General features: G+C 39.6%; 7 protein-coding genes. 6 read left to right on the top strand and 1 reads right to left on the bottom strand.

Translation table 11 applies throughout. The features are described from left to right. Positions 1-38: 38 nt before the first annotated feature. The 6 genes from LC115_04300 (at position 39) to rpiB (ending at position 7,651) form a co-directional block, all read left to right on the top strand. Positions 39-902 carry a hypothetical protein gene (locus LC115_04300; GenBank protein ID MCZ2355902.1) on the top strand — a complete coding sequence of 288 codons (864 nt, stop codon included), beginning with the start codon at positions 39-41 and terminating at the stop codon, positions 900-902. A gap of 8 nt (positions 903-910) precedes the next feature. Next, positions 911-2,107 carry a glycosyltransferase family 9 protein gene (locus LC115_04305; GenBank protein ID MCZ2355903.1) on the top strand — a complete coding sequence of 399 codons (1,197 nt, stop codon included), beginning with the start codon at positions 911-913 and terminating at the stop codon, positions 2,105-2,107. A gap of 118 nt (positions 2,108-2,225) precedes the next feature. Next, on the top strand, positions 2,226-2,921 hold the full coding sequence (radC, locus tag LC115_04310) for a DNA repair protein RadC (protein ID MCZ2355904.1): 696 nt from the start codon (positions 2,226-2,228) through the stop codon (positions 2,919-2,921). A gap of 230 nt (positions 2,922-3,151) precedes the next feature. Beyond that, a complete protein-coding gene (locus LC115_04315) occupies positions 3,152-6,211 on the top strand; it encodes an efflux RND transporter permease subunit (protein MCZ2355905.1) in 3,060 nt (1,019 codons plus the stop codon). Positions 6,212-6,345: 134 nt separating this feature from the next. Further along, complete coding sequence (rfbA, locus tag LC115_04320; protein ID MCZ2355906.1) at positions 6,346-7,215, top strand: glucose-1-phosphate thymidylyltransferase RfbA; 870 nt, start codon at positions 6,346-6,348, stop codon at positions 7,213-7,215. A 7-nt stretch (positions 7,216-7,222) separates the two neighbouring features. Continuing rightward, on the top strand, positions 7,223-7,651 hold the full coding sequence (gene rpiB, locus LC115_04325) for a ribose 5-phosphate isomerase B (GenBank protein ID MCZ2355907.1): 429 nt from the start codon (positions 7,223-7,225) through the stop codon (positions 7,649-7,651). Positions 7,652-7,718: 67 nt separating this feature from the next. On the opposite strand, the gene ubiA is transcribed toward rpiB, so the two are convergent. Continuing rightward, entirely contained in the window at positions 7,719-8,570 is an 852-nt protein-coding gene (ubiA, locus tag LC115_04330) for a putative 4-hydroxybenzoate polyprenyltransferase (protein MCZ2355908.1), read from the bottom strand. Positions 8,571-8,937 lie beyond the last annotated feature (367 nt).

Consider the following 8,937-nt stretch of genomic DNA (forward strand, 5'->3'; position numbering starts at 1 on the left):
GAAAAAACGCTCAAGAAATACGGTAAGAAATAGCTATTATGAATATACGCCAGCTTTTGTATAACCGTTTAGTGCATTTAGCCGGAAAAGAAGGCCGTGCTAATTGGGAACGACAGCTACTTCAAACAGCTTATTTGAAACTATTAGCCGCAGAAAATCCATTAGTAAGCACTAAAATTGGACAATTAGAAATTCATGTTCCCTTTGCAGAAACTCTACCACATTTTGTGGCTACCTCAACGCTGTTTTCAGACTTTTTAAGCCGCGTTCATCAACAGTTAATTACCTATTTTGGGGAAACTTCCGCCGTCATAGCCGGTGCAGAAACAGGGATTTTATTGCCTTTTTTGCCGGAAAAACTTCCCACATTGGCTATTGAAGGAAATCAAACCTATTTTGACACTATATCCAAGCAATTTAGCTCCCTTCCCAACCTTCGTTTTGAACCAGCCCGAATTACCAATGAAGAGATTGACGAATTTATGGACGTTCCGCTGGGAACGGTTGTTTCTATGCCTTTTAACTGGATATTACAAGCAAGCCCGGACTTTTTACACACTAAATGGCTGATTGTGAGCAACCCTGATGTTTTACTACCGGTTTTAGAAAGTGGTTTTTCGTGGCTTAAACAAGAAACACCTCTTCTCCAGATACGGCTAATTCCCAACCGCTTATACTATTCTGACACAGAAATCAAAGACATCTTCACCCTCATACGCGACATCGGCTATTGGTCATTAACAGGTTTTTCTATCTTCGGTAAAAAGATTCATACCTGCACTGTAACAGACCAAACGGGTATTCAAAATCTACTGAAATATGCTAAAAGTGCCTCCGAAGGAATGATTTGGCTTATTTTATTACCCGGAAAAGAAAAGGAGCTTCATCAAGCACTGCTCTAACTTCTTTTATGATTGCCAAATATTTCCAAATTTATTATTGGAAACGATTAATACGCAGTATTTTAGCATATTTTCGGTATCTTCTTTCGTTTCAAGAAGCAGCACAGCCACTTTTAAAACCGGATGAAAAGTTTTATCTGTGGATTCGGCTTGATGAAATTGGGGATTATATTTTGTGGCGCAACTTCTTACCGTTATTACACCAAATTTGGCCGGAGAAAAAAATGATACTCTGCGGTAATATTGCTTGGAAACAATTGTGGGAAGCCTTAGATGCCCAATTAGCTGCTGATTGCGTATGGGTAAACAAAACAAAGTGGCAACAAAATCTCGAATATCGAAAAGAAATTATCCGGCAGATCCGTCAATATAACCCAGAACTTACCATCAACTTAACCTATTCTCGTTCTTTTTATTTAGATGATTATATTGTTTATCATACCAATAGCCCCAAGCGAATTGGGGTAAATGGGGATTTATCCAGTAATTTTAGCTGGCAAGATGCTATTTCGCGCACTTGGTACACAGAGTTTATTTCACCTCCTGATAATATCCGGTTTGATTTTTTTAGGAACCGATGGTTGATAGATAAAGTTGTTCATGCAAAACTACCGATAAATCGTCCGGAAATCATCTGGGATTCGGTAGCGGAGGTAATCGGTAAGCCGCCTTCTAAAACGTATTTTGTGCTTTTTCCTGCCGGGAGGCAGTCGTATAAACGCTGGTCAGCTGTTAACTTTGCTATGGTTGCGCAGCAAATAGCCCAACAGTTTGGCCTAACGATTGTAATTGCCGGAGGGCCAGGCGAAGAAATCTACTCAAAAGCTGTTTTAAATCATTTAACTGTTCCGGCTATTGACCTTACCGGCCAAACATCACTCCCACAACTTTTGACCCTACTACGCGATGCAGCACTGCTGATTTCTAATGACACAAGTTCTGTTCATATTGCCACAGCCTTAAACACACCAGTTGTTGCAGTCTTAAACGGAACACATTATGGTCGTTTTTGCCCGTATCCAGACGAAACAAATGCCTGCTTAGAAGCTATTTACCCACCAGAATTAACCCAAGATAAACTTACGGAAACCCAACGATGGGAAAAATATCGCTACCGGTCTGCTTTTTCTATACATACTATTTCGCCCAAAGTAGTTTTAAATACTTGCCAAAAAATATTAGACAAAAATTGGTTAAAGCCTTGATTAATAATTGAATAGTTATTTTTCAGGTTTTAAAGAGCAGGTTCTTGTTACCCACTTCGTTTTCTTTCCCTAAATGCGGCCTAAATTTCCCTGATTTTTGTCCTTAAATACAAGAATTATGGAAAGGAACTGGGTACAACCCACGCGGATAAAAGACTGGTTGGTAGAAGATCGGCCACGAGAGAAATGTTTGAAATTGGGGGTAGGCTCATTAACAGACTCTGAATTGCTGGCTTTAATATTTGGTAACGGGACCAAGAACCAATCTGCTGTGGATTTAGGGCGCAATTTGCTGCAACAGACCCAAGGACTTTTGCAGTTGGCACAGTGTGAATATGAAATGCTGCTTACCATTCCCGGTATTGGTCAGGCCAAAGCCCTGCAATTATTAGCTGTTTTTGAGTTAGGGCGCAGAAAAAATATACAGGCTCCGGAGAATATAACCTTTACAAGTGCTTCGGAAGTAGCAATGTTTATGCGCCCTCGTTTGGTTGATTTACCCCATGAAGAATTTCATGTGTTATTTCTAAACCGAAAAAACAGGCTTTTAAAGCAAAAACGTCATTCTACTGGCGGCTTACACACCATACTCGTTGACCCACGTTTGATTATTCGAGAAGCTATATTACTTCGCGCCTCAGCACTTATTTTGCTCCATAATCACCCCTCTGGAGACCCAAATCCCAGCACACAAGACAAAGAAATAACCGAGAAACTAAAGAAACTATCCAATCTATTTGAAATCAGTCTATTAGACCACATAATCATTGCAGGCTTATCTTATTTCTCTTTTGCAGATAAAGATTTGTTATGAAAAAAGCCCAAGAACAAAGATAGCTTAGCAATCCTGTCCTAAACAATGCCTTAAGCGATTGATAATCAACTCGTTTTAAAGAACAAGCATCCCATTTTAAAAGTAGTTATATTTTGCTCATTTTCAATAAGATACAAAGATTTTAAAAAAATATTTAGGGCACTATTGATTTTGTAAAAAAAGTTTAAATTACTTTATTTACAAAATTTGTTTTTATTTCGCAATTCTTTATGAGTTTACCTTCCTTATCCTTAAGTCGCCCGGTTTTAGCTATTGTAATGAATATTGTTTTGCTGCTATTTGGGATAGTAGCTTACCAATATTTGCCGGTTCGGGAGTATCCGGCCATTGACCCGCCAACCGTTACGGTACGCACAGCTTACACTGGAGCTCCGGCAGAAATTATTGAAAACCAGATTACAGAACCCCTTGAAAAGCAGATAAACGGGATTCCGGGAGTTAGAACGATAACCTCGACCAGTTCTGTTGGCACAAGTCTTATTACCGTTGAGTTTAACCTTGGAGTAGAGATGGAGGCTGCGGCGGCAGATGTTCGGGATAAGGTAAGCCAAGCTATGCGTAATCTCCCACAAGATTTAGACGCTCCACCAGTTGTTTCAAAAGCCGATGCTAATAGCGACTTTATCATTCTGATAGCTATCCAAAGCCCGACAAAAGGTATTTTTGAACTCTCAGATTATGCTGAAAACTCCTTAGTGCCGCGCCTCCAAAGCATTGATGGTGTGAGTTCTGCCAATATTTTTGGGCAAAAACGCTATGCTATGCGGCTATGGATTGACCCCATTCGCTTAGAAGCTCATCAGCTAACATTTCAGGACGTTAAAATTGCACTTAACCGCGAAAATATAGAGCTACCTGCCGGAAAAATCACCGGTACTCAAACAGAATTAAGCCTCCATACACAAGGGCGTATGGAAAGTCCGGCAGAGTTTAACCAACTGATTGTCAGAAAAGATGCCAATGGAACAGTAACCATAGGAGACATTGGCTATGCAGAGTTAGGCACAGAGGTAGAAGAATCTACGTGGTTGTTAAACGGGATGCCCGGATTAGGAATCGCTATTATCCCCCAGCCGGGAGCAAATCATATCGAAATTGCAGATGAATTTTATAAACGATTAAAAGTAATACAGGCTGAAAATAAGCAAGATATACATATCGAACTGCTTATTGACAATACCCAAAACATCCGTCATTCGATTCATGAAGTTATTGAGACCCTGCTAATTGCGTTTAGCTTAGTTGTGTTGGTAGTATTTGCATTTTTTAGAAATTGGCTGATAGCGATTCGCCCGCTGATAGATATTCCCATATCGTTAGTAGCCTCCTTTTTTGTGTTGTATCTCATGGGTTATTCCATTAATGTACTTACGTTGTTGGGGATTGTTTTAGCTACAGGTTTGGTTGTGGATGATGGTATTGTGGTTACAGAAAATATTTTCCGGAAATTAGAATCCGGTATGAATATTCGGGACGCAGCGCGGGAAGGCAGTGATGAAATTTTCTTTGTGGTAATAGCCACTTCGTTAGCCTTAGCAGTTGTCTTTTTGCCGGTTATATTCTTGCAGGGTTTTGTAGGTAGTTTATTTCGGGAATTTGGGGTCGTCATAGCCTGCTCAGTTCTGATTTCGGCCTTTGTGTCATTAACAATTACTCCGGTATTAAATGTTTATCTAAACCGTAACAACGAACAGCATAGTTGGTTTTATTTAAAAACAGAACCATTCTTTGTTTGGTTAGAGAAATCTTATGAGTCTATATTAAGCAAAGCATTACAAGCACGTTGGATTATCGGGATCATTATCGCGGCAAGTTTTGTAACAATTTATCATCTAAACCAAACGCTTAGCGAGGAGTTGGCTCCGATGGAAGACAAAAGCAGCATTCGTCTGATGCTCACGACACCTGAAGGAAGTGGCTTTGACTATACCCGAAAGTTATCAAACTCCCTCAGTAACTACCTTTATGATTCAATACCGGAAAGGACGTTTGTGTTTAATGCTACTCCCAGTTTTTTTGGAACAGGAATGAACAGTTCTTTTGGGCGATTATCATTGGTTCCGCCTAACGAAAGAACTCGTTCTCAAAATGATGTTGCTATGCAGATTAACAAAATGTTTGGTCAATATTATGATGCAAAAGTGTTTGCTATTCAAGAGCAAACGATTTCGGTGGGAATGGCTTCACGGGGAACGCTACCGGTTCAATTTGTAGTTCAAAATTTTGACTTTAAAAAACTACGTGAAGTAGTACCTAAATTTTTAGATGCTGCTAAACAAAATAAAGTTTTTCAAAATGTGGATGTAAATCTTAAGTTTAATAAACCTGAACTTCAGATTTATGTAGATAGAGATAAAGTACGTGAGTCAGGGCTTCAAACTGCGGACGTTTTTGAAGCATTACAGACCGGTTTTGGCGGCGGGCGGGCTGCTTACTTTACCATGAATGGAAATCAATATACAGTTATTATTCAAGTTTCGATGAATAACCGTATGAAACCGGAAGACCTCCTAAAAATTAATGTACGAAGTAGCACCGGAAAGTTGGTTCCAATAGCGAGTGTAGCTAATTGGGTAGAAAATAGCACTCCCCCAACCATTTTCCACCATGATAGATATAAGTCTGCCACTTTTTCGGCTTCTTTGGTCGAAGGAAAAACAATTGGAGACGGTATTAAAGCGATGAACCAAATTGCAGATTCTTTATTAGATGAAACTTTTCAGCGGTCTCTATCCGGCCCCTCGCGGGACTTTTCTGAAAGTTCCTCCAATGTATTTTTTGTATTTATCTTAGCTCTAATTCTAACATACTTATTGTTAGCTGCTCAGTTTGAGAGTTTTATAGATCCATTTGTTATTTTGCTTACCGTTCCTTTGGCTCTTACGGGTGCATTTGTTACGTTGTGGGCTTTTGACCAAACCATCAATTTGTTCTCTCAAATTGGTATGATTTTGCTGATTGGGTTGGTAACTAAAAATGGTATTATGATTGTAGAGTTTGCCAATAATGAGTTTAAGTTAGGTCTTAGCCGCGAGAAAGCCGCATTACGAGGGGCGGTTCACCGCTTGCGCCCGATTCTGATGACCAGCTTGGCTACTGCCTTTGGTGCTTTGCCTTTAGCTATTTCACTTGGAGCTGCTGCTACCAGCCGAAAACCGCTTGGCTTGGTGATTGTTGGCGGAATTGCTCTCTCACTCATCTTAACGCTGTTTGTAGTTCCCGTAGTTTATACATTCACCAAGCCCAAAGTGAATAGAAACCCAAGTTAGTTATGGCACTAACTTAAAAACAATGGTGTTTAAAGCTAACGGAGTAAAGAACCACAATAGTGAATTTACGGTTAATTCGGTGGTATTAACTGCTAAGGGAGCTAAATAACCTAAAAAATGCGCAATTTTGCGATATGAAAGGTATCATTTTAGCGGGAGGCTCAGGAACTCGCCTGCACCCACTTACGCTGGTTATGAGCAAACAGCTCATGCCTGTCTATGACAAACCGATGATTTATTATCCGCTTTCTACGCTCATGCTGGCCGGAATTCAGGAAATATTGATTATTTCTACCCCGCATGACTTACCGCATTTTAAGCAATTGCTAGGAGACGGAAAAAGGTTGGGGTTGTCATTACACTATGCAGAGCAACCTTCACCGGATGGCCTTGCACAAGCATTTATTATCGGTGCGGATTTTATTCAGCAGGATAAAGTTTGCTTGATTTTAGGCGATAATATTTTTTACGGAGAAGGTCTTTCCCAAACCGTTCAATCTTGTAGCAATCCAGACGGCGGAATCGTGTTTGCATATCATGTCCATGACCCAGAACGTTATGGTGTGGTGGAGTTTGACGAACAATGGAATGCTTTGTCCATAGAAGAAAAGCCGACTAAGCCACGCTCTTCCTTTGCCGTTCCCGGAATTTATTTTTATGATAACTCCATCGTAGAAATTGCCCGAAACCTAAAACCCTCTCCCAGAGGCGAATTAGAGATAACAGACGTTAATAAAATTTATCTTGAAAGAAAAAAACTGAAAGTAACGGTCATAAAACGTGGCACGGCTTGGTTAGATACCGGAACCCATGAATCACTATTACAAGCTGCTAATTTTGTGCAAATTATAGAAGCCAGACAAGGACTTAAAGTCGGTTGTATAGAAGAAGTAGCTTGGAGAATGAAATATATAACCAACCAACAATTAGCTGAAATATCTCAGCCATTAGTTAAAAGTGGATACGGGAGCTATTTACTCAAGTTATTAGAAAACCGATTGTAGTTTCTCTATGTATTTGGTTGCTATAGCTGCTGACCATGCCGGCTTTGAACTAAAAGAAGCCTGCAAGGCTAATTTGACGCAAGCCGGCATTGAAGTACGTGATTTTGGAACTCACAATCAAAATTCCGTAGATTATCCTGATTTTGTGCATCCGGTAGCAAAGTTTCTTCAGGAACATTCTGAATATAAAGGGATTTTGATTTGTGGTAGCGGGCAAGGTGTGTGCATAACAGCGAACCGATATACCCATATCCGAGCAGCACTGTGTTGGGAAAAAAACATTGCAGCACTTGCCCGAAAACATAATGATGCCAATGTGCTGTGCCTCCCCGCCCGTTTTGTAACTCCACAAGATAGTTTTGATATTATCCAGACATTCTTAACCACACCGTTTGAAGGCGGACGCCACCAAGTTAGAATAGACAAAATCAACTGACACAATCCTGTTGGCTATTTTGAGATTTGAAATAGCACAAAATCGGTGTTCTAAGGTTTTTACTGCATTACGTAAACGTAAATAAATCTAACACGATTAGACCCCCAAAAACTACGGATGCAATGCCATTTGTGGTAAAAAAAGCAAGATTAACTCTGGATAAATCTCCTTTTCCAACAACCTGATGTTGGTATCCTAAAAGCATTGCAAACAACCCCGTAGCTGTCCATGAAAGCCAGCCGGCCTCAATCTGATACGTAAATATCATCAGACCTAATAAACAACCTATGTGTAGCCCCCTCGAAATAAATAATGCTTTTTGTAGCCCAAAATATGCCGGAATACTATTTAGGTTATGTTCTTTATCAAAACCAATATCTTGTAAAGCATAAATGATATCAAAGCCGCTTACCCATAGCATCACCGTAAAGCCAAGCAAAACAATCATCCACGAGAAGGAATCAACCACAGCTACATACGCCCCTACGGGAGCTAAACCCAGTCCTATACCTAAAAAAAAATGACAAAGCCACGTAATTCGTTTCGTGTATGAATATCCTAAAATAACAGCTAAGGCAATCGGCGATAAATAAAAGCATAGTTCGCTGATGCACCATGAAAAAAAGCTGAACAAAATACTATTCACGACCACAAAAAGGAGCGCAACTTTTGGGGAAATAATCCCTGCCGGAATTTCCCGAACCCAAGTACGTGGATTCGCCGTGTCATATTTTCTATCAATATAACGGTTAAATGCCATTGCCGCATTACGAGCCGTAATCATACAGCCTAAGATCCAAAAAAGAGTTTTCCACTGAAAATCATGCTGTTGCTGAAAGCCAAGCGACGCACCCACGAGTGCAAACGGAAGCGCAAATATGGTATGAGAAAACTTAACTAATGAAAAAAAAGACTTCATTACGTACTATTTCAATTAAGGTGCAAATCTGCAAGATTTTAAAACCCTAATATTAAACTTAGAAAAATAAAGACGTATCCTGTAACAATACTTCGATAAAGATTTAAGCGGCTATTAAGCCTACTCACCTTAGAAACTGTCTAAAAAACAGGTAATTAAAATCATTAAACATGATAAACAATAACTCCAACCATGGCTTAGGCTTATTTTTTTAGCTTCGGTTTGTACGCATCAAGTGCTTTTGACTATAGATTTGAAAGTATATGAATCCACTTATTAGCCATATTTTGGGTCAAACTCGAGTTTAAAATTACTGATGTTACGCAAGGATATCATTAATTTAGCTGTATGAATGTTGAAAACATAG

The sequence above is a fragment of the Bacteroidia bacterium genome, assembly GCA_026932145.1.
Classification (GTDB): Bacteria; Bacteroidota; Bacteroidia; order J057; family JAIXKT01; genus JAIXKT01.

Bases quoted from the DNA above. Each gene is read 5' to 3' on its own strand.
- radC (MCZ2355904.1), top strand. From the start codon at position 2,226: ATGGAAAGGAACTGGGTACAACCCACGCGGATAAAAGACTGGTTGGTA.
- rpiB (MCZ2355907.1), top strand. From the start codon at position 7,223: ATGTATTTGGTTGCTATAGCTGCTGACCATGCCGGCTTTGAACTAAAA.
- rfbA (MCZ2355906.1), top strand. From the start codon at position 6,346: ATGAAAGGTATCATTTTAGCGGGAGGCTCAGGAACTCGCCTGCACCCA.
- ubiA (MCZ2355908.1), bottom strand. From the start codon at position 8,570: ATGAAGTCTTTTTTTTCATTAGTTAAGTTTTCTCATACCATATTTGCG.
- LC115_04300 (MCZ2355902.1), top strand. From the start codon at position 39: ATGAATATACGCCAGCTTTTGTATAACCGTTTAGTGCATTTAGCCGGA.
- LC115_04305 (MCZ2355903.1), top strand. From the start codon at position 911: ATGATTGCCAAATATTTCCAAATTTATTATTGGAAACGATTAATACGC.
- LC115_04315 (MCZ2355905.1), top strand. From the start codon at position 3,152: ATGAGTTTACCTTCCTTATCCTTAAGTCGCCCGGTTTTAGCTATTGTA.